General features: G+C 69.7%; 15 protein-coding genes. 3 read left to right on the top strand and 12 right to left on the bottom strand.

Annotation, left to right across the window (positions count from 1 at the left end; genetic code table 11):
* Window positions 1-156: 156 nt before the first annotated feature.
* The 3 genes from AC07AZ_RS27935 to AC07AZ_RS27925 form a co-directional block, all read right to left on the bottom strand.
* A complete protein-coding gene (locus AC07AZ_RS27935) occupies window positions 157-1,647 on the bottom strand; it encodes an arabinofuranosidase catalytic domain-containing protein (protein WP_478852430.1) in 1,491 nt (496 codons plus the stop codon).
* A 108-nt stretch (window positions 1,648-1,755) separates the two neighbouring features.
* A complete protein-coding gene (locus tag AC07AZ_RS27930; protein WP_478852428.1) occupies window positions 1,756-3,387 on the bottom strand; it encodes a glycoside hydrolase family 27 protein in 1,632 nt (543 codons plus the stop codon).
* A gap of 322 nt (window positions 3,388-3,709) precedes the next feature.
* Complete coding sequence (locus AC07AZ_RS27925; RefSeq protein ID WP_478852458.1) at window positions 3,710-3,904, bottom strand: hypothetical protein; 195 nt, start codon at window positions 3,902-3,904, stop codon at window positions 3,710-3,712.
* Between AC07AZ_RS27925 and AC07AZ_RS27920 the strand changes: the two genes are divergently transcribed.
* The 3 genes from AC07AZ_RS27920 to AC07AZ_RS27910 all read left to right on the top strand — a co-directional run bounded on the left by AC07AZ_RS27920 (window position 3,849) and on the right by AC07AZ_RS27910 (window position 8,008).
* A complete protein-coding gene (locus tag AC07AZ_RS27920) occupies window positions 3,849-4,157 on the top strand; it encodes a hypothetical protein (RefSeq protein ID WP_478852427.1) in 309 nt (102 codons plus the stop codon). The genes AC07AZ_RS27925 and AC07AZ_RS27920 overlap by 56 nt on opposite strands.
* 455 nt (window positions 4,158-4,612) lie before the next feature.
* The gene (locus AC07AZ_RS27915) at window positions 4,613-6,646 is read left to right on the top strand and encodes a WD40 repeat domain-containing protein (RefSeq protein ID WP_478852425.1); all 2,034 of its coding nucleotides are present in this window, start codon (window positions 4,613-4,615) and stop codon (window positions 6,644-6,646) included.
* A gap of 420 nt (window positions 6,647-7,066) precedes the next feature.
* A complete protein-coding gene (locus AC07AZ_RS27910; RefSeq protein WP_478852423.1) occupies window positions 7,067-8,008 on the top strand; it encodes a LysR family transcriptional regulator in 942 nt (313 codons plus the stop codon).
* 51 nt (window positions 8,009-8,059) lie between these two features.
* Here AC07AZ_RS27910 and AC07AZ_RS27905 read toward each other — a convergent pair whose 3' ends face one another.
* From AC07AZ_RS27905 to AC07AZ_RS27865, 9 genes are all read right to left on the bottom strand, one after another.
* A complete protein-coding gene (locus AC07AZ_RS27905) occupies window positions 8,060-8,629 on the bottom strand; it encodes a nitroreductase family protein (protein WP_478852421.1) in 570 nt (189 codons plus the stop codon).
* Between the two features lie 75 nt (window positions 8,630-8,704).
* Entirely contained in the window at window positions 8,705-9,733 is a 1,029-nt protein-coding gene (locus AC07AZ_RS27900; protein WP_478852419.1) for a TauD/TfdA family dioxygenase, read from the bottom strand.
* A 25-nt stretch (window positions 9,734-9,758) separates the two neighbouring features.
* Complete coding sequence (locus AC07AZ_RS27895; RefSeq protein ID WP_478852417.1) at window positions 9,759-10,844, bottom strand: amino acid kinase family protein; 1,086 nt, start codon at window positions 10,842-10,844, stop codon at window positions 9,759-9,761.
* A complete protein-coding gene (locus AC07AZ_RS27890) occupies window positions 10,841-11,884 on the bottom strand; it encodes an aspartate-semialdehyde dehydrogenase (RefSeq protein ID WP_478852415.1) in 1,044 nt (347 codons plus the stop codon). The genes AC07AZ_RS27895 and AC07AZ_RS27890 overlap by 4 nt, the downstream gene beginning before the upstream one ends.
* Before the next feature lie 14 nt (window positions 11,885-11,898).
* On the bottom strand, window positions 11,899-12,873 hold the full coding sequence (locus AC07AZ_RS27885) for a DMT family transporter (RefSeq protein ID WP_478852413.1): 975 nt from the start codon (window positions 12,871-12,873) through the stop codon (window positions 11,899-11,901).
* 238 nt (window positions 12,874-13,111) lie between these two features.
* Window positions 13,112-14,053 carry a transporter substrate-binding domain-containing protein gene (locus AC07AZ_RS27880; protein WP_478852411.1) on the bottom strand — a complete coding sequence of 314 codons (942 nt, stop codon included), beginning with the start codon at window positions 14,051-14,053 and terminating at the stop codon, window positions 13,112-13,114.
* A gap of 5 nt (window positions 14,054-14,058) precedes the next feature.
* The gene (locus tag AC07AZ_RS27875; protein ID WP_478852409.1) at window positions 14,059-15,396 is read right to left on the bottom strand and encodes a methylaspartate mutase; all 1,338 of its coding nucleotides are present in this window, start codon (window positions 15,394-15,396) and stop codon (window positions 14,059-14,061) included.
* A gap of 1 nt (window position 15,397) precedes the next feature.
* Window positions 15,398-15,865, bottom strand: a complete 468-nt coding sequence (locus AC07AZ_RS27870; RefSeq protein WP_478852407.1) for a cobalamin B12-binding domain-containing protein — start codon at window positions 15,863-15,865, stop codon at window positions 15,398-15,400.
* 608 nt (window positions 15,866-16,473) lie between these two features.
* On the bottom strand, window positions 16,474-18,456 hold the full coding sequence (locus tag AC07AZ_RS27865) for an APC family permease (RefSeq protein ID WP_478852405.1): 1,983 nt from the start codon (window positions 18,454-18,456) through the stop codon (window positions 16,474-16,476).
* Window positions 18,457-19,193: the final 737 nt, after the last annotated feature.

Here is a 19,193-nt window from a genome sequence, read left to right as displayed (position 1 = left end):
AGACATCGACGCCATGGCCGGTGATGCCGGATCTTGCCGACGCGTTCCGTCCCGGCGCGGCCGTAAGCTGACGCGGGCCCTTGGGGTGTCGCCCGCGACGCGGTGATGGGGCACGGTGCCCGGGCCGCGATGTTCTCGACCCGGGCGTCCGCGGGGTCAGCCCAGGGACCAGCGCTGGTTGGATCCCCCGTTGCAGGTCCACAGTTCCACCAGGGCGCCGTTGCTGGTGGAGGCGCCGGTGACGTCCAGGCACAGGCCGGACTGGACACCGGTGACGGTGCCGTCGGCGTTGACGTTCCACTGCTGGTTCGCAGCGCCGTTGCACGGCCACGTCTCCACCTTGGTGCCGGCCGAGGTCTGGTTGTCGTAGGCGTCCAGGCACAAGGTCGTACCTGACTCGGTCACGGTCAGCTGTCCCGACGAGGTACGGGTCCACACCTGGTTCGGTCCGCCGGCGCAGTCCCAGATCCGCAGCTGCGTACCCGCCGTGGTCGACCCGTTCGGCACGTCCAGGCACCTGCCCGCACCCACCGCGTGCAGCACACCCGTACTCGGCCCGCCTGCCGAGGAGGTGCTGTAGCCGACGGAGGCGATTCCGGCCTGGACGGCGTTCTCGGTGGCGTCCGAGGGATAGCCGGAGGTCATGACGCCTTCGTAGAAGGTGCCGGCAGCGCCGATGCTGTTGTCGCCACCGATGCCGAGGATGATGGCGCCCTGCTTCCTCATCGGGTTGTAGCCGGCCACGTTGGGACGGGTCCCGTTGTAGAAGGTGGACAGGCCGCCGGACTGGGCGTTGCCGCCGCGGAGGGACCAGTGGTTCGGCTCTCCCTTGACGATCGCCGTCGTGAACCGGTGGCTGATCGTCGGGTCGTTGGCGTTGTAACCGGCATTGACTCCGGAGAACAGGCCGTTCTCCAGGTCGGCCATGATCCAGGGTCCGTTGCCCGTGCCGTAGCCCCAGACCTTGATGTTGCCGAAGTAGATGGCCTCCATGGTGCCGTTGCCGTCGTCGCGGCTGTCGGTCTCGGCGTTGCCGTAGTCGAAGCAGCAACCACCGTTGTAGTGGCTGCCGTCGAAGATCGCGTACATGCCTTCGGGCTGGTCACCGGTGGCGACACCGTTGGTGTGGTTGTTGCGGTAGCCGGTGCCGGGGGCGACGAAGACGCCGTATGCCTTGTGGCCCGCGACGGTGACCGGCGCCGCGGTGGCGTTGGCGAGGTTGTCGTACCCGCCCGCGGCGGGGCCGGAGAAGCCGCCGGGGGGTGCCTGGGTGAGGCGGTTGCCGCGGCCGGACTGGTCGTAGACGACCGTGATGACACACGTGGTGCCGGCGCAGAAGGAGTCCTGCGCGGCGGCGTCGGCGTATCCGCCGGCGCTGAGGACGCCGATGTCCCGGGTGGCGTTGTCCGAGGAGCGCCTGACCTGGTACAGCGGCCCGTTGTACGCGGAGTACAACGCCCGGGTAGTGCTGTGCGCGGCCACGCAGGGCGTGCCGCCCGAGGCGTAGGTGTCGCAGGGCAGCGAGCCGGCCGCCTGCGCGGTCTGTGCGCCGCCGATCAGGACGCCAGTGAGGAGCGCTACGGCGGCGCCCGCGGACAACGCTCTTCGGCGCAGCCGGAAGAGGGGAGTCGTCACAGGGTTGGACATGGATGCTCCTGACAGGGGTGGGGGGAAGGAGCGCACGGGCCGGTTGTGGTGAAGCCGGTCATGAACCGCACGGCGACGCACGCGGAGCGGCGGGAGATGACGACGGCGCTATCCGAGGGTCCACTGCTGGTTGGACTGGCCGTTGCAGGTCCACAGGTCGGCCAGGGTTCCGTTCGCGGTCGCGGCGCCCGTCACGTCCAGGCACAGGCCCGACTGGGCTCCGGTGATGGTGCCGTTGGAGTTGAGGAGCCACTGCTGGTTCGTCTGTCCGTTGCAGGACCAGATCTCCACCTTGGTGCCTGCGGTGGTCTGGTTGTCGTAGGCGTCCAGACACATCGTCGAGCCGCCGGGGGAGACGGTGAGCTGGTTGGACGAGGTACGGGTCCAGACCTGGGTGGCGCCACCGGCGCAGTCCTGGATCCGCGCTGATGTCCCGGCGGTGGCGTTCGGGACGTCGAGGCATTTGCCGGCGCCCACGGCGTGGATCGCGCCGGTCACGGTGCCGCCGCCGCTGGTCCCACCCGCGACGCGGTACATGACGGTTCCGTGTGCCGGTACGGAGGCGCTGATCGTGCCCGCGCTGGTGGAGGTCGTCCCGGACCACAGATCGGTCAACGCGTAGGCGGACGCACCGGTCTTGCCGATCGCGGAGGCGGTGGTCGTGATGGTCGCGGTCGATCCGGTCTCGTTGAACAGCGCCACGGACACGTCGCCCCCCGCGAGCGGTTTGGCCAGAACGTCCAGCCCGCCGGAGGAGGAGACCATGGTGCCCTGCTTGCCGAGGGAGTCCTGGTCGACGGCGATCACACGGGAGTTGGTGTAGATGGACAGGGTGGCCGAACTGGCGGAGGCCAGGTTCGTACCCGCGATGAGGGGTGCGGCCATCTCCGACCAGAGACTGAACTCGGTCCGGGCCTCGGTGTCGGACAGTCCGCTGTTGCCGACTTCCAGCATGTCGGGGTCGTTCCAGTGGCCGGGGCCCGCGTAGGAGGCGAGTCCGACGTTGCTGTGGAAGATGGACAGCATGCTGGAGTAGCTCGCGCTGATGTCGCCGGTGGTGCGCCAGCTGTCACCCACGTCCGCGCCCCAGGTCCAGACGTTCTCCTGGCCCCAGTTGCAGAGGCTGAACAGGATGGGGCGGCCGGTCGCTGACAGCGCGTCGCGCATGGCGGTGTAGCGGGTCCGTGCGGGCACGCCGGTGTTGTTGCAGTTGTCGTATTTCAGGTAGTCCACGCCCCAGGACGCGAAGGTCTGCGCGTCGGTGGTCTCGTGGCCGAGGCTGCCCGGGTAGCCCGCGCAGGTGGCGGTGCCGGCATCCTCGTAGATGCCCAGCTTCAGGCCGAGGGAGTGCACGTAGTCCGCGGTGCCCTTGACGCCGGTGGGGAACTTCGCCGGATCCGGCACGAGGCGGCCCTGCGCGTCGCGGGAGTGGGTCATCCAGCAGTCGTCGATGTTGACGTACGTGTACCCGGCGGCCTGCATGCCGTTGGTGTGCATGGCCTGCGCGGTGGACCTGATCAGCGAGTCGGAGACGTTGCAGCCGTAGGCGTTCCAGTCGTTGAAGCCCATCGGCGGAGTGAGCGCGAGGCCGTTGTCCGACGCGGCGGCCGGCGGGGCGGCGCTGACTGCGATCAACGGCGCGAAGAGGAACAGGAGAAGGCCCGTGACGGTGACCGCCAGCAATCTCGACGGGACTGGCGTTCTGCCATACGGTCGTGCGGCTCTCCGGCTGCTGCTCATGGTTCATCGACCTCCTGGGACCACTGGTGGAGGGTGCTCCGGCGCGGCAGGACACCAAGGCAGCGCCGGCAGGGTGACCGCACGGAAGCGACCACAAGCGAACAAGTTTGCCCACCCCAAAGTGGTCGCCTCCGCCGCGCCCGTCAATCCCTGTGCGCTGTCCATGCGAACCCGATCTCCGCGAGAACGTCGAATTCGCGACAACCGGCCCGGATGCCGTGCTCCGAAGCACGCGGGCCTCAGCTACCTCCGGCCGAGCCGCAGCAGTCGGCCGCGGTCCTGCGCTGCGAGCCATGTGGCTACGGCCGAACGGGTCGTGCGATCACCTCGTCCCGGGCCGGCCGAAGCGCGTCGACTGGCGCAGCTCAGGAGAGGGCGCGCGCGTGTTGGGGTTGACCTCAAGCCGGGTTGGGTTTTTAGGGTCGGGTGTGTCGGTGTCGATGTAGGGGAGGCGAACGGTCATGAGGACGTTGGTGTTGGGAAGGACGCCCGCGAGGGTGTCGGCGGTGTTGGCCACGCTGCGCATGGACGGCTTCGACGCGGAGGGAGTGAGCACCGACGACGAGGCCCGAAGCCTGTTGGAGTCCGGGGAGTTCGGGGTGCTGATCGTAGGTGGGGGTGTGGGGCCGGCCTCCCGCGCGGCGATCAAGGAGTTCGCTGCACAGCACCGGGTGCGGCGGGTGATCGACGGTGCGCTGGCGGAGCCGTTCGACGCTTACGTGCGGCGGGAGTTCGAGCCGCTGATCCGGGAGACCGCCTCCGAGGAGTGACGGGTTGGTCGGGCCTCTTCCCGCTTTGAGCGTGCAGACGCGACCGGGCCGTCCTCCGAGGAGTCCTCGGGCTCGCACGGCCCTCAGCGTCCCACCACTGGATCGAGGTTGGCGGAGATACGTGGTTTCACGGATGGCCCGTGGCCGTGCTGCCGGCACGCTGATGTCTCAGGACTTGTCGAAGGCGGAAGCGGTCGGGGCTGTGTGGTGCGGGAACGCGAGCAGGCGGCCTGCCGGGCTGGAGTGGATCGTGCCCTGTTCGCTCAGTGACGGTTGTCGTCGATCAGGTGATGAGCTGATCCGCGGCAGGACGCGGCAGCCCGCCGGGTGGGCTGCCGCCTCGCCCGCCAGGCCGCCAGGCAGCTCAAGGCCCGCGTCGGTCACATCGCCGGGAGTGAAGAGGCCACCGGACACCACGCCCTCCGATTGTCAGCGCTGATTGCGAGACTCCCTCCATGATTCCGAAGCTGCCCCTGCACAGCCCGCGTTGGCGTGACCTTGACGGTGTCACTGCCGACGATGTGAAAGTACTCCTGGAGCAGCTGGCCTCCACGACTGCCACCGAAGCCGGCGACGCGTCGCAGCAGACCTGCACGTACATGACCGACAGCCTGACAAGCGACGGAACCGTGTACAACGGGGCCTACGCGGCCCTGCCACATCTCGTCGAGGCGGCAGCGGTCCTGCCTCCGGAACAGTCCGCCGACTTCTGGGTGGACATGGGATTCATCGTGACCGCGGAGGACAGGCCCCCCGTCCCGGCCGATCTCGAGGCGGGGTTCAGCGCCGCGCTGCGACTGGCCGAGCGGGCGGCCATCCGAAGCCTCCTTGCCGCAGGCACTCCCGCGCAGGTCCGCGCCCACCTCGCGCTGAGCTGTGTCGCCTTCGCCGGTCACCACACCGCCACAGTGCTGTGGCGGTCTCTCGAGCCCGGGCAAAAGGACCTTCTCCTGTTGTGTCCCGGGTGCGGAAGCGATACCGAGATCCCCGGGTTCTTCGTGGACACGGTGCGTCCGTTTCTTGAGGCTCCAGTGCTGCCCGATGCCGCCCGGGTCCGGGAGGGAGATCATTCCTGGGGCGACGTCGCCGCGGCGCTGCGGGAGGACGCGCTCGGGGAGGGGTGGGAGCCCTTCCTACGGGTGGCGCGGGAGGTCGCGGCGGCAGGAGTACCCCCCGAAACGCCGGGCCAGGCCGTCCTGTGCCTGGTCGCCGGCCTGGTCGCAGCCGAGGGCGCCCCGCAATCGGCCGGGAGGGAATGGGCGCGCGAACTGATGCTGCTCACCGGTTGCTTCCGGTGCTGGGACTGCGAGCACACGTGGACGATCGCTGACGGCCTGGCGGAGAACCCGCACGGCGCCCGCCCGCACGACCACCCGATGGGGCAGTGGACGGCCGCCGACACGTCGGCCGGCACGGTGGAGTCAGCGGCGATCAGCCGGACAGGAGAAGCAACGACACGGTTCCGGCAGGACGGGAACGCCCTACGCGCGGCCGACGGCACACCCTGGGGCCGTATCGCCGTGTTTGCTGATTCCGCGCCCGGTTCACTCGGGGGTGTCAACGCACTGACGGTGGTGTCACGCCCCGGTCGGTCAGCGCTCGTGGCCGGCGCCGGGGACAACGGCGTGGTGTGCCTGTGGGACGTGGCCGACAGCCGGCTCGTCCATGGACCGTTGCCCGGACATCCCGACCGTGTCTGCTCGATGACGTCCCTGCCGTTGTCTGATGGCCGCGTCCTCGTCGCGAGCGGAGGCGACACCGGGACGTTCGCCGTGTGGAACCCCGACACCGGGCGTCCGGTTCGTGAGCCGGCCGGCAACTGGCCCGGCGGGGTGACCGGAATGTGTGCGGCGACCATTCCCGACGGTCGGACCCTGCTCGTCACCGCCACCCCCCGAGGGTCGGTGCGGATGTGGGAGCCAGTCACCGGTGAGCCTGTCGGGCGCCTCAACCCCTACGGCAGCCCGATCCGGTCGATCACCGCCATCCCGATCTCGGCCGGCCATACGCTGATCGCGGCCTCGGACAACGCGGGCCGCCTCCACGTGTGGGATCCGGCCGTCGACGACCCCTGGGAGCCAGGAGCGGCAGTGCAGCTGAGCGAACGTGCGCTCAGCGACGCCGACCACCGTGTGGCGGCGGTGGCGGCCGTGCCCACACACGACCGAACCTTGCTGGCCACCGGAGACGACGTCGGCGTGGTCATGCTGTGGGACCCTGCCACCGGTGCCCAGGTCGGCGACGCTCTGCCCAGCTCAACGGGCACCGCCGGCCTGCCGCTCATCGCGGCCGCCACCCTGGACGGCGGCCGCACGGTCCTGGTCACCGGCAGCAGACACGGTCACAGACTGCGGGTATGGGAACCGGAGACCGGCACAGTGCAGTACCTGGCCCTGGACGTGACGTTCACCTGTCTGGCCACTGCGGGCCCGCACCTGCTCGTCGGACACGACCGCGGAGTCCTCAGACTCCCGCTCGCACAGCAGTGAACCGTTTCGTCCGGCCGAGACGCGGAACAAGCGCGTCCGGCGGGCCGGTCGCGGCGTGGGCCAGACGACACCACACCATGGCTGTCGGCCATCCGGCCGGGTTGAGCCCGAGGCCATTCCCTGGCCACCATCGTTCGTCGTGCGCATGACGGCCGTCTGAGCGTTCCCGGCACCTCTGCCGGGCCCCCGGGCTCCAGTCGAGGGCGAACGTGGCAACGCCGGTGTGCCTCATGAGGTCCGGCACCCGCGCCAGGGCCGTCCGTTCGCGGACTGCGCGGCGTTGGAGCGGCAGCACGTCCACCGGCACGTACCACCCCGGCGATCATGAGTGATGAACATCACTCACCCCTCCGGGACTCGGGAATATCGGCCTGTAGTTTTGTCGCTATTTTTTTATGGTGCCTTGCTCTTGCCGGAGGCATGTTCAGCCCGCCCGAACGTTCAAGTCTGGGAGAAATGGTGGAAATCCGTCACCTGACAACGTTCCACAAGGTTGCGACGCTGCTGAGTTTCACCCGAGCAGCGAAAGAGCTCAACTACGCTCAGTCGAGCGTGACGACACAGATCCGTGCGCTGGAGTCCTCACTGGGCGTGGAGCTCTTCCACCGCTTCGGCGGCCGGATCCGTCTGACGCCTGCCGGCGAGAAGTTACTCGAGTACGGCGACCAGATCCTGGCGCTCGCCGAGGCCGCGCGTGCGGATGTCGCCGGCGGGGACGGCCTGTCGGGGTCCTTGGTGATCGGCACGATGGAAAGCGTCACCTCGTACCGCATGCCGCCGTTGCTGGAGTTCTTTCACCATCGCTATCCGAAGGTGCAGCTGTCGTTGAGGCCGACGCTGTGCGCGGAGACCTGTCACGCGCTGCGGCAGGGCACGTTCGACATCGGCTTCCTGATAGAGGAGCAGACGCGGCATCAGGGCCTGGAGACCGTGGTGCTGGCCGAGGAGCCGTTGGTGCTCGTCGCGGCCGACGGGCACCCCCTGGCGCAGCGCGAGAAGGTGTCGCGCGACGATCTGCGGGCGGCGTCCGTCCTGGTGACCGAGGCCGGATGCGCGTATCGCGACCTGTTCGAGCGGGAGTTGCAGGACACGGAAACGACATCGTTCCTCGAGTTCGGAACCATAGAGGCGATCAAGCGGGGCGTCGTGTCCGGGCTGGGCATCGCGTTGCTGCCCGCGGTCACCGTGGCGACGGAGCTGGAGAAGGGCGAGATGGTGGCCCTGCCGTGGGAGGTCCCGTTCACCGTGCACACGCAGCTGGCGTGGCGCAGGGGCCGGCGGCTGACGCGCGAACTGAAGCTCTTCATCGACCACGCTGTGCGGCTCATGCGCGAGGAGCCGCCGCCGGCCGAGTCCGGCTGATCGCCCGCGGCGGCGGTCGCCCGCTCTGCTGGGCCTGGTCGGCCCCAAAGACTATGACGCGGTCACCAGTTGGTCGGTGAAGACGGTGACACGGTCGTCGACGTCGTCGGGTACCCGACGCCTGCGGGGCTGGAGTTGTGCGGGTGTGCCGATGTACAACCAGCCCAGGAGGCGCTCTTCGGGCCGCAGGCCCAGAAGCCGCCGGGCCCGTACCGATTCGGTGAATCTGCCGGTGCGCCAGATGCTTCCGAATCCACGGGCGTGCAGCAGCAGCGTCAGAGAACCGGTCATGGCGCTGGCGGCGGCCAGTTGCTCCCACTCGGGGACCCGTTGATCGGCGACCGGTGCGAACACGAGTGTGGCGAGGAGCGGCGCGCGGCGTGTCGCGGCCTCTGCCTGATCCCGTCGGTGGTCGGGCGGCGGGCAGTCCTCGGCGAAGCATCGGCCGAGCGCGGCGCGCCCTTCACCACGTACCAGGATCCAGCGCCACGGGCGGAGCCTGCCGTGGTCGGGGGCTGTGGCGGCGGCCCGCAGCAGGTAGGTGAACTCCTCGTCGCTGGGGGCCGGTTCGACAAGTCGGTGTTCACTACGGCGCGTCAGCACGGCCGTCATGACGTCCATGAGGTTTCTCCTCGTTGTCGGCGCGCACGCCGAGCGGGGGCGGGGCACCGGGATGCCCCGCCCCCACTCGGGGGATCAGTGGTGAACGCGGCGGCTGTCCGCGGTCTGGCGGTAGCGGATGGTCCACTGGCTGCGGCGGACGTAGGTCCGCTGCAGCCAGCGGTCGGCGCCGTCGTAGCGTGCGGTGAAGGGGGTGCGGGCGTGCAGGCCCTTGCGGTTGTTGATCAGAAGGGCCTCCCCGGGGCGCAGGTGGACCTCGTGGGCCGTCTCGCGGCAGGCGGCCTGGAGCCGGTCCAGCGCTGCCTCAGCTGCCGTGGTCATGGCGCGCACTCCGTTGGCGGAGGAGGAGATCTCCGGGTATTCCTCCGGACCGTTGATCATGGCGACCGGGTCGGAGAGGACCTCGCGCCCGCCGGCGACGTCACGCACGTAGCTCCCGGGGGCGTTGAGCCGGAACAGCGGGCTGCGCAGCAGTTCCAGAGTGCGGCTGTCGAGGGCGCGGACGATGTCCCGGCCGTCGGCGTAGTGCGTGGCGGCGATGCCCTCGTGGTCGGCCCGCAGGCAGCTGAGGACGAGGAAGTCGGGGTTGCTGACGTCGTAGCGGCCGATGGCGTCGTGGACGATGTCGTTGTGGAAGTTGAGGAAGACGGTCGAGCCCTGGTTGGTCTGGGTCATCGCGCCGCCCGGGACCGGGATGACGTCGTGGATGAGCTGGCCGTTCTTCTCGGTGAGGAAGCCGACCGGCTCGCCGAGCAGACCGGACAGGCCGAGCAGGACACCCTCGGCGACGAAGGTCTTCTTGTCGGAGGCCGGGCCCCCGTCGCCGGGAGTGGCGGGCAGCTCTGCGTCGACCGGCAGGTTGCGGACGTAGCCGACGCCGGGGGCGTCGTTGTGACGGCCGAAGTCGAGGATGCGCTGCAGCAGTTCGAGCGGCAGTGCGGCGAAGATCTGGTGGTAGCGCGCCATGGCGCGGTCGATGTCCAGGGTGGGATCCGGCTCGGCCGCCAGGTCGCGTCCGATGGCATCCCGGACGGCGTCGGGCACTTCGATGAGGCTGAGGGTCTGCGGCGTGCGATAGGTGGTCTGAATCGTGGTCGCCGTCATGGTGGCTGCTCCTTCCTACAGGGGTTTACCGGGATCGGGTCTCGGAGGTGGGGGTGGGCAGTGCGTCGTGGAGTTTCTGCGCGAGCTGCCGGGCGTGTTCGGCGTCGGCGGCGATGTGGGTGGTGGCCCGGGTGCCGGTGATCTCTGTGACGGGGATGCCCAGGACGCGGGCCTCGGGCAGGTCGTGCAGGCGCTGGAAGCGGTCGATGTCCAGGTAGCCGCCGACGACCATGAGGTGCGGTCCGTCCTCCAGCCGGACGGTGTCGATTCCCTCGCCGTGGAAGACGCTGTGCGCCCGGTCGGCCTGGTCCTCGGTGTCGTAACCGAGGACCTGGGACCTCGTGTTGAGCACGATGCCGCTGGCCGGGGCGCCGTCGGCGCTGATGACCGTGCCGGCGGTGAAGGGGGCCCGGTTGTGGCGGCACACCAGCGTGATGCCGTGTTGCCTGGCGGTGCGCACCGATCGGCGGTGGAGGACCTTCGCTCCGTACAGCGACATCAGGGCGGCGGTGTCGTAGGTCACCTCGCGCAGGAGGCGGGCGCCGCTGACCGCATGGGGGTCCGCACTGTAGATGCCGTCGACGTCCGAGTGGACCTCGCACTGGTGCGCGCCGACGGCGGCGGCGACCAGGACGGCCGAGAGGTCCGAGCTGTTCTTGCCCAGCCAGGTGGGCCTGCCGTACCGGTCGGCCGCCTGCCCTCCGGGCACGATGACGACCTGGTAGTCGTCCAGGGCCTGCCTGAGCGGGGTGGCGTCCAGGCTCTCCACCTTGGCCCACATGAACGTGCTGTCGGTGACCAGACCCTGCTGATGGCCGGCCAGCACCGTGGCGGTGACCCCGATGCGGTGGAGCGCGGAGGCCAGGAGGTGGGCGCTGACCGTGTCGGCGAGGGTGAGGAGTCCGGCGACGCTGGCCTCCTCCGGCTGGGGGTTGGACTCGTGCAGCCGAGCCCGCAGCTTCTCGGTCTCGCCGGGCATCGCGCTGACCACGACGGCCATCGGCCGCTGGTCCTGCGCCGCCCGTCGGCCCAGGGCCGCGGCGAGTTCGGCATAGGCCTCCACGCCGGGGAAGGTGGAGCCGCCGAACTTCAGAACAACCGGCGCGGTCACAGGACACCTCGCCGCTGGAGTGCTTCGGCGATCTGCAGCGCGTTGAGAGCGGCACCGATACGCACGTTGTCGGCGACGATCCACAGCCAGAAACCGCGGGGGTTGTGCGGGGAGACACGGACGCGGCCGACGTGAACCCGGTTGGGGTCGCCCGCCGTACGCGGGGTGGGGAACGCCCCCGGAGCCGGCAGGTCGTGGACGGTGACCTCGTCCTGCTGGGCGAGCAGATGAACCAGCTCGGCACGGTCCACCGGGTTGTGGCATTCGATCCAGGCGGCCTCGGAGTGGCTGTTGACCACGGGGACCCGGACACAGGTGGTGGTGACGTCGAGGTGCGGAAGGTGAAGGATCTTGCGGGACTCCTGGAGCATCTTCTGCTCCTCGAAGGTGAAGCCGTCCTCCAGGAGCCGGTCGATGCTGGGGATGACGTCGAAGGCGAGGGACGGGGTGAACGTCCCGGTCACCCCCGCGCTGTCGGGGTCGTCGAGGACGGTGCGGGCGCCGGCGTGCAGTTCCTCGATGCCGGAGTACCCCGCGCCGGACGCCGCCTGGTAGGTGCTGACCACGGCCTGGCGTATGCCCCAGCGCTCCTGCACGGGCTTGAGCAGCCGGACCAGCGGGATGGTGGAGCAGTTCGGGTTGGCGACGATCCCGCTCGCCGGGCGTGCGGCGAGTTCGTGGGCGTTGACCTGAGGGACGACGAGCGGAGTGTCGGGGTCCATCCGGTAGGCGCTGGTGTTGTCGATGACCAGGGCACCCTGCTCGACGGCCTTGGGCACGAAGGTGGTGCTCACGCGGGCGCCGGCCGAGAAGAAGGCGACGTCGACGCCGGAGAAGTCGAAGCCGTCCAGATCGTGCACCCGGTAGGTGTGGCCTTCGACGGTCAGCTCCCGCCCGGCCGAGCGGGCGGAGGCGACCAGGTGCAGGTCGCGGTAGCGGAAGCCGCGCTCCTCGACGAGCTGCAGGAGGGTGGTGCCGACCACTCCGGTCGCGCCCACCAGGGCGATGCGCGGTGCGGTCGGGTCGGTGACGCGGGGCATGCCGGGGTTTCCTTTCAGACGGTGGTGCGCCTGCGGGGCGCGGAGATCGGCTGGGACTGGGCGGCGGGAGCGGTTTCCGGGGCGCGGCGCAGGCGGGGGCGCCAGCCGAGGTTGATCCCGAGGGAGGCCGCGACGATGAGGGGGATGCCCAGGGCCTGCAGCCAGGTGACGTGGTGTCCGTAGACGGCCCAGTCGCAGACCATGGCGGCGGCCGGGTACACGAAGGCCAGGACGGCGATCTTCGAGGTCGGCAGCTTCTGGTACGAGGAGTACATCAGGACGTACATGACGCCCGTGTGGATGAACCCGAGGCCGACGAGCCAGGCCCAGCCGGAACCGAGGTGCGTGCTCTGGCCGAGCTGGGTGAAGGGCAGCAGCAGGGGGATGCCCAGCAGCACCTGGACCAGTGCGACCAGGTGGGGCTTCACGCCGGTCACCCGCTTGGTGATGATCGTCGACAGCCCGTAGAAGAGGGCGGCCAGCAGGGCGTACCCGAGACCGGTCAGGTAGGCGGTGTCGCCGGAGAGGTCGGAGGAGGAGATGCCGGCGACGAGGATGAGGCCGAGGAAGGCGACGAGCAGCCAGCCGGCTTTGTGCGCCGTGATGCGGTCCTTGAACAGGACGGCCCCGAGCAGGACCACGAAGAACGGCTGTGTGTGGTAGACGACGGTCGCCACGGAGATGGACGTCTTGTCGTAGGACTCGAAGAGGAAAGCCCAGTTGAACACGATGAACACGCCACCGAGGGCGGCCAGGCCGAGCTTCCTGGGGGTGAATCCGTGGTTCTTGAAGAAGCCGCGGAGCAGGCAGTACAGGCCGAGGAAGGCGCTGCCGAACACACACCGGTAGAAGACCACGTTGAACGGTGAGGCGCCGGACTCGACGACGAACACGCCGATGGTGCCGGACAGCAGCATGGCCGCCGTCAACTCGATGGCGCCGCGCGTCTCCTGGCGCGACGCGTCACGCGACGTGACTGATGTGCTCATGTCATACTCCTGATTCCGGGGGGAGTTCCGTCTCCCCCTCGTACGGGGGCGGAAGGTTCGCTGCGGGCGGCGCGTGGTTCCGGCCGGCTGTGCGGGTGACGGTCCGCATCCCTCGCCGGGGCAACCTGACGCGCTGAAAAAGCTACGACTCCCGGTGAGTTCCGGTCCACGGTCCGCCGGGGAACGAAATCGATGCCCCCATCAAGGCTGTCGATGGATCACACGGGCCGGCGGAAGGTCAGTGCAGGGGCAGTGGGTAGTGCAGGCCCCCGTCGGTCCACAGGGCGTTGAGGCCGCGGCTCACGTCCAGGCCGGAGGCCGGGCCCAGGTTGCGGTCGTAGACGTCGCCGTAGGTGCCGACGGCGTCCAGGACCCGGCGGGCCCAGTTCCGGTCCAGGCCGAGCGCGGGCCCGTGCTCGCCGGCCAGGACGGCGGCGTCCAGGGCCGCCTGCCGTGAACCGCTCTCTCTGACGGAGTGTTCCGCCCCGATGAGGAACTGCAGCACCCACCGGCACACCCGGAACCAGGCCGGGTCGTCGTCCCGGACCGCAAGGGCCATCGGCTCCCGGGAGATGGCCGCCTCCAGCACCACGTGGTCCGCCGGGCGCGGCAGACCGGCCCGGGCGCCGGCCAGCGCTATACGGTCCAGGACATAGGCCGCACATCTGCCGTCCGCGTAGGCGGCCAGAGCCTCGGCGGGGGTGGCATGGGCGACCGGCTCCACCCGAAGCCCGCGCGCGCCGAACCACGTCGCCAGGTTGTCCGCGCTGGTCGTTCCCTCCTGGATGGCCAGGCGCCGTCCGGCCAGCTGCTCCGGACGCGACACCCCGTCCGCCGCCCGGACCAGGAAGCCTTCCCCGTCGTAGCAGGTGACACCGGCGAACAGGACGCGGTGGGAGGCTTCGCGGCCCAGGGTCCAGGACAGGTTGCAGGTGACCACGTCGGCCGTGCCCGTGGCGAGCCGTGCCAACCGTTCGGCAGGGTCCGTCGGCATCCATTGCACCGCGCCCGCGTCGCCGAGCACCGCGGCGGCCACCGCGCGGGCGACATCGACGTCGAGCCCGCTCCACGAGCCGTGCTCGTCCGGCAGGGACAAGCCGCGTATTCCCTGACTGACCGCCGCCCGCACGCGGCCGTGCGCACGCACCGCGTCCAGTGTCGCGGTGGCCCGACTCGTCATGATCGTCACAGCATCCCCCTCACCGCCGCGCCGACCAGCTCCTCGCGGTCGAACCGGCGCTCGTTGTAGCTCAGCATGTCGATGAGAGAACGCGCGGTCACCGGAGTGCGGCCGTGTCCTCTCGAAGCCGCCACGGGCATCGCGCCCGGCTCCGACCAGCGCAGGGTGCCCGAGGGGTCGATGGCCGCGCGCGAGCGGTTGGCGTTGTCCTGGTGCAGGCAGTACGGCACGTCCAGGCGACCGCGGGCGAAGGCGTCCACCAGGGCGGACCCGACATCGTTGCCAAAGCGCAGCGTCGACGTGATCAGCTCCAGCGCCTCCTCGTAGACACCGGTCCGCGCTCCGGCGTCCACACCCTGGCCGGCGCGTCGTTCGTCCTCCGACACGGCGGCGGCGAACTCCAGAGCGTCGACGTTCTCCTCGATGGTCGGAATCCGGTGCGACTCCACGGCGGTCTTCACGATGAGCCGCTCGGTCCCGCTGCGGACCGCCAGGCGGACACTGTCCTCCAGCATCCGATAGGCGCCCACCCGGGTCCTGGGGTACACGCCCATGTACGTGTACAGCACCACGTGCCAGTCGACGTCCCCCAGCCACTGCGCGGCCAGGCGGCGCAACGCGGCGAGTGCTTCGAGGTCCTGCTCCGGGCTGGTCTGCTGCGCATAGCTGACGGAGATGCTGCGCAGGCCGTGCTCGCGGAAGAACATGCCCTCCAGGATGCTCAGGGCGATCAGCAGGCTCGGCGGGCACAACTGGCCCAGCATGCAGCCGCCGAAGCTCTCCAGGTGCACCGGCTGCGGCTGGTCCGCCAGGATGCGGCAGCACTCGGCCCAGGCCGCGGTCGCCTCCGGCAGCGGTACGCGGCTGTAGGGCAGGCAGTACGACACGGGACCGCCCTCGGTGGCGTCCGCGCCGCAGGCGGCCAGCGCGGTGAACAACTCCCGGGGGAGAGCGGAGCCATGGCGGAACTGGACGGGGAAGTCCTCACCTGCCACGCCCCGCAGCAGGCGACGCGTCTCCTGCACGCCGTGGGCCACCACCGGGTACCCGTTGAGGTCGTCACCCCGCTCGAGAGCACGCCGGGCGGAGTCGTGATCGTTGACGCGGGTATAGCTGTCGACGGTGACCGTGCCGACAGACGCTCCCCGCACCGCTCGTACCGCTTCCAGCCCGCGCCGCATGGCCGTTGTGCCGGCGAACCCCATCCGCGGCTGCACCACCAGGCGTCCCTGCTCGTGGTGGTGCCGGATGAAGCGGGAGAACCGGCCGTGTGCCGGGACGACCGGAGAGTGCGCCGCGGGAACGGGCCGCGTGGCGGCGCCCTCAGCGACAGCGTTGTTCATCTCACGCCCCCCTTCCCGTCATCGCGAGTTCACGGCTGGACGTCTCTTGCAAGGAGCCGAGAAAGGAGTCGAATTCGGCGAGCCCGGCGTCCGCCTCGAATACGGCGTCGAAGCCCGCTGCCACGAGTTCGGCGCCGTACCGGGCGTTTCCGGATCCCCGGATACCGAGCTTTCCGCCGATGACGACGCGCAGGTCGGCCAGTTCGGGGTCGGACCGGATCTGCCTGATGAGGCGGAGCCCGTCCAGGTGCCCGTGACCGTTGACCGTGCTCACCACCAGGGCATCGGGACGGTTTCTGCGGCACTCGTCGATGATCACATCGTCCGGAACGCAGGCTCCGAGGTTGATCACCTCCCCACCTCGCTCCTCGAGCAGCAACTGAAGGAAGACGAGGTTCCACATGTGGGCGTCTGATGACACGCTCGTGACGATGAAACGCCTGGAGGGTGCCGGGTATATCTGGTGCATTGCTCCCATCCGCAGGTCGACGAAGCTGACACGTTGAAAGTACGACTTCCGGCGACGATCAGTCCACGATCCACTGCGAAACGAATTCGATACCCTTATCAACGTTGTTGATAAGGCACGGACAGCGGGCGTGACCGGGCTTCTTCACGAGGAGCGGGAGTCGCCGCCCGAGGGGAGACGAGGACGGCCCGCACCCCAGGCAAGGCCGGGGGTGCGGGCGGACGGGGCGACCGGGCGGACGCGGCGGCGACCAGGACGATGCCGGTGTCCGGCGGCGGTCGCACGAGGTGTTGCGGGCCGTGGGCGAGATCCTGACGGTGTCCGATGCCGGGTACGACGCCGCGTGCGTCGCGGTTTCGGGGAGTGGCTCGGCTGGAGGGCGCGGGTTCCTGATCCGCGCCCTCCAGCTGACACGCGGATCACCGCACCCCAGCCCGCCACATCCTCGACTCCCGGTGCCGGCATTCTCGAAAGTACGCCCTGCAAGGCGGGAGTTGACGTCTCGCCCGCCGTGTCGGCGCCCCGGTCGGGCTCGTCACCGCCGATTGCAGGTCGGAGCCGTTCCTGCGACGGATCCCGCGGGCCTGCCCGGGAGGTGGCGTGCGGGGTCAGCCACCGACGTGGATGCCGGGGCGGCGGTCCGGGTCGGGTTCGTTGCTGCGGATGATTTCGCGGGTGACCGGAGCGGTGTCGCCGCGGCCGAGCAGGAAGTAACGGAACATGTGCTTCAGGGGGCTGCCTTCGGCCCAGGCGAAGTAGCAGTGCGGCTGCACGCCGGTGGCGTTGCGCAGGGCGAGCAGGATCGCGGCGATGGCGTTCGGGGCGGCCGGGGCCTCGGCGCGCAGAATCCGGTATCCGTCGACTTCCACGCCGCACACGGTGAGGGTTTCACTGAAGTCGGACGGGTCGACCACGTCTATTTCCAGGAACAGCACGTCGGCCGGGCCGGGCACCGGGTTGCTGCCGCGCTGCTCGCGTTCCTTGGCGGCGTACTCCGCACTGTCGCCGGCCTGACGGCGGTTGGCGATGATGTTGATGGCGTTGTCGTGGGCGAGGGTGTCGGCGATGAACTGGCGGGCGACCGGGTCGAGGACGATGCGGTCGGCGCGCAGTTCGGTGGTGCGCGAGACCCGGGAGATCAACGACACGGTGATGATGCCGGCGATGAACATTCCGGAGATGGCGATGCCGTTGGGCTTGTCGACGATGTTGGCCACCAGGGCGTAGAAGAGCACCGCGGTGAGCAGGGCGAAACCTGTGGCGGGCGCGCGCCGACGACGCCGAACGACCGATACGGTGACGGCGAAGGCGCCGGAGACCATCATGGCCAGAATGCCGGTGGCGTAGGCGCCGGCCTGGGCGTCGACGTCGGCGTCGAACGCGATGGTGATCAGCACGCACAGGGCGGTGTACACGAGCACGACCGGGCGTACCGCGCGTCCCCACTCGGGGGCCATGCCGTAGTCGGGCAGGTATCGGGGGACGATGTTGACCAGGCCCGCCATGGCGGACGCGCCCGCGAACCACAGGATCAAGATGGTGCTGACGTCGTAGGCGGTTCCGAACGCCTCCCCGACGTGTTCGTGGGCCAGCCAGGCCAGGGCCCGGCCGTTGGCTCCGCCGCCGGGCTCGAACTCCTTGTGGGGAATGAGGACAGTGGTCGCGAAACTCGCGGACAGCAGATAGACGCTCATGATGAGCGCGGCAGTCGTCAGCAGCCTGCGGGTGTTGCGGATCCGTGAGCGCAGCCGCTGGTCGGCGTCCGCGCCGTCGGCGGCCACCAACGGCATCATGCTCACCCCGGTCTCGAAACCGGAGAGGCCCAGCACCAGCAGCGGAAACGCCGTCAGTGCCGGACCTGCCAGATCACCGAATCCGCCGCCGCCCTTGCCGAGCGCGTGTGTCCACGCCGACCACGCTCCCGGCGTGGTGAACACCTGCACCAGTCCGACGCCGATCACCACGGCGTTGAGGAGCAGGAAGACCGCGACCAGCGGGATGGCCACGCTCACCGCTTCGCTGAACCCGAGCAGGAACACCCCTCCGAGCACCAGCAACAAGCCCACCGTGATGGCGACTTCGTGACCGTGCAGGGCGTGTGGCAGATAGGGGTTCTCCATCATGTGGACGGAGGCGTCCGCCGCGGACAGTGTGATCGTGATGATCCACGAGGTGGCCACGAAACCGAGCAGGACGAGGACGAACAGCTTGCCCCACCAGAAGGGCAGGAGGTCCTCCAGCATCGCCACCGACCCGGCTCCGTGCGGGCTCTCCCGGGCCACCCGCCGATACATCGGCAGCATCCCCACCAGCGTCAATGCCACGATCAACAAGGTCGCCAGCGGCGACACCGCCCCGGCCGCCAGCGCCGCGATGGCCGGCACGTACGCCAGGCTGGAGAAGTAGTCCACTCCCGTCAGGCACATCACCTTCCACCAGGCCTGCGGCTCGGTATGGCCCTCGCCTGCGGCCGGTCCGACCGGCTGCACCCGGTGGCGTAGCAACCACCGCGCCAGGCTGCCGCTCGGATGCGACCGAACAGCGGGACTGTCCACCACTTCCGGAACGGTCAGTGCGTTCGCGTCCTTCATCTTCCCCAACAACCCTTCTGCAGGCGCCGTGCACCGGTCACCGCGTTCATGTGACCGCAGCGATCACCGAGTATGCGGCCCCTCCGTAGCCCGCATCCCACCGGGGCGGCACACCCGTGCCACGCAGGTCCCCCTGCCCGGCCCCGGTCCCGGACCTGCTCCAAGGCCGGTGGCGCGGGAAGGAAGGCGGGGCGCCGGACAGTCCCCGCGGGCTTCTCCTGGTGCTGGGTTCCTCAAACGGCGTACGCATCTCGACGCCGCCGTAGACGGGTTGCAGGTTCGGTTCCAGGGTCGGCCCGGTTCGTCCGGCTCAGTGGTGAACAGGCCGGTCGCCGCCACCATGAGGGTGTTGTCGTGGGCGTCACCCACCGAGCCGATCGAAGCCGCGATGCCCACGGCATCCGGATGCTCGGCAGGCCGGAAACGCGTATATCGCGCCCCGGCGCCCGAGTGATGTGGCAACTCGCCTGCTGTGTGCGGGAATCCGTCCCGGTCGCGCTGCCACAGAGCCATCGCCAGGGTGTCCAGGACGAGCAAGTTGTCGGGGCTGACCTTGCCGGATCCCCGCGGTACGCCGTGGCCGCACAGCGTCGGGGAGACCGTCTCACTCGCGGCGCGTTGACAGGTGCCTGTCGACATGTTGCTATGAGGCGCTGCTCAGCCGGACCTGTGCCCCGTCGCATGCCGCTCGGGCATCTGACGACGGCCAGTTGACCGGGGGCCGGGCCCCCGAACCA

It is taken from the genome of Streptomyces sp. NPDC043878 (assembly GCF_056435735.1).
This window is presented reverse-complemented; position numbering and strand designations above follow the sequence as displayed.

What these genes read in the sequence shown, in the direction of transcription:
- AC07AZ_RS27935 (WP_478852430.1), bottom strand. Translation starts at nt 1,647, where the DNA reads ATGTCCAACCCTGTGACGACTCCCCTCTTCCGGCTGCGCCGAAGAGCG.
- AC07AZ_RS27930 (WP_478852428.1), bottom strand. Translation starts at nt 3,387, where the DNA reads ATGAGCAGCAGCCGGAGAGCCGCACGACCGTATGGCAGAACGCCAGTC.
- AC07AZ_RS27920 (WP_478852427.1), top strand. Translation starts at nt 3,849, where the DNA reads ATGAGGACGTTGGTGTTGGGAAGGACGCCCGCGAGGGTGTCGGCGGTG.
- AC07AZ_RS27915 (WP_478852425.1), top strand. Translation starts at nt 4,613, where the DNA reads ATGATTCCGAAGCTGCCCCTGCACAGCCCGCGTTGGCGTGACCTTGAC.
- AC07AZ_RS27910 (WP_478852423.1), top strand. Translation starts at nt 7,067, where the DNA reads ATGTTCAGCCCGCCCGAACGTTCAAGTCTGGGAGAAATGGTGGAAATC.
- AC07AZ_RS27905 (WP_478852421.1), bottom strand. Translation starts at nt 8,629, where the DNA reads ATGGACGTCATGACGGCCGTGCTGACGCGCCGTAGTGAACACCGACTT.
- AC07AZ_RS27900 (WP_478852419.1), bottom strand. Translation starts at nt 9,733, where the DNA reads ATGACGGCGACCACGATTCAGACCACCTATCGCACGCCGCAGACCCTC.
- AC07AZ_RS27890 (WP_478852415.1), bottom strand. Translation starts at nt 11,884, where the DNA reads ATGCCCCGCGTCACCGACCCGACCGCACCGCGCATCGCCCTGGTGGGC.
- AC07AZ_RS27885 (WP_478852413.1), bottom strand. Translation starts at nt 12,873, where the DNA reads ATGAGCACATCAGTCACGTCGCGTGACGCGTCGCGCCAGGAGACGCGC.
- AC07AZ_RS27880 (WP_478852411.1), bottom strand. Translation starts at nt 14,053, where the DNA reads ATGACGAGTCGGGCCACCGCGACACTGGACGCGGTGCGTGCGCACGGC.
- AC07AZ_RS27875 (WP_478852409.1), bottom strand. Translation starts at nt 15,396, where the DNA reads ATGAACAACGCTGTCGCTGAGGGCGCCGCCACGCGGCCCGTTCCCGCG.
- AC07AZ_RS27870 (WP_478852407.1), bottom strand. Translation starts at nt 15,865, where the DNA reads ATGCACCAGATATACCCGGCACCCTCCAGGCGTTTCATCGTCACGAGC.
- AC07AZ_RS27865 (WP_478852405.1), bottom strand. Translation starts at nt 18,456, where the DNA reads ATGAAGGACGCGAACGCACTGACCGTTCCGGAAGTGGTGGACAGTCCC.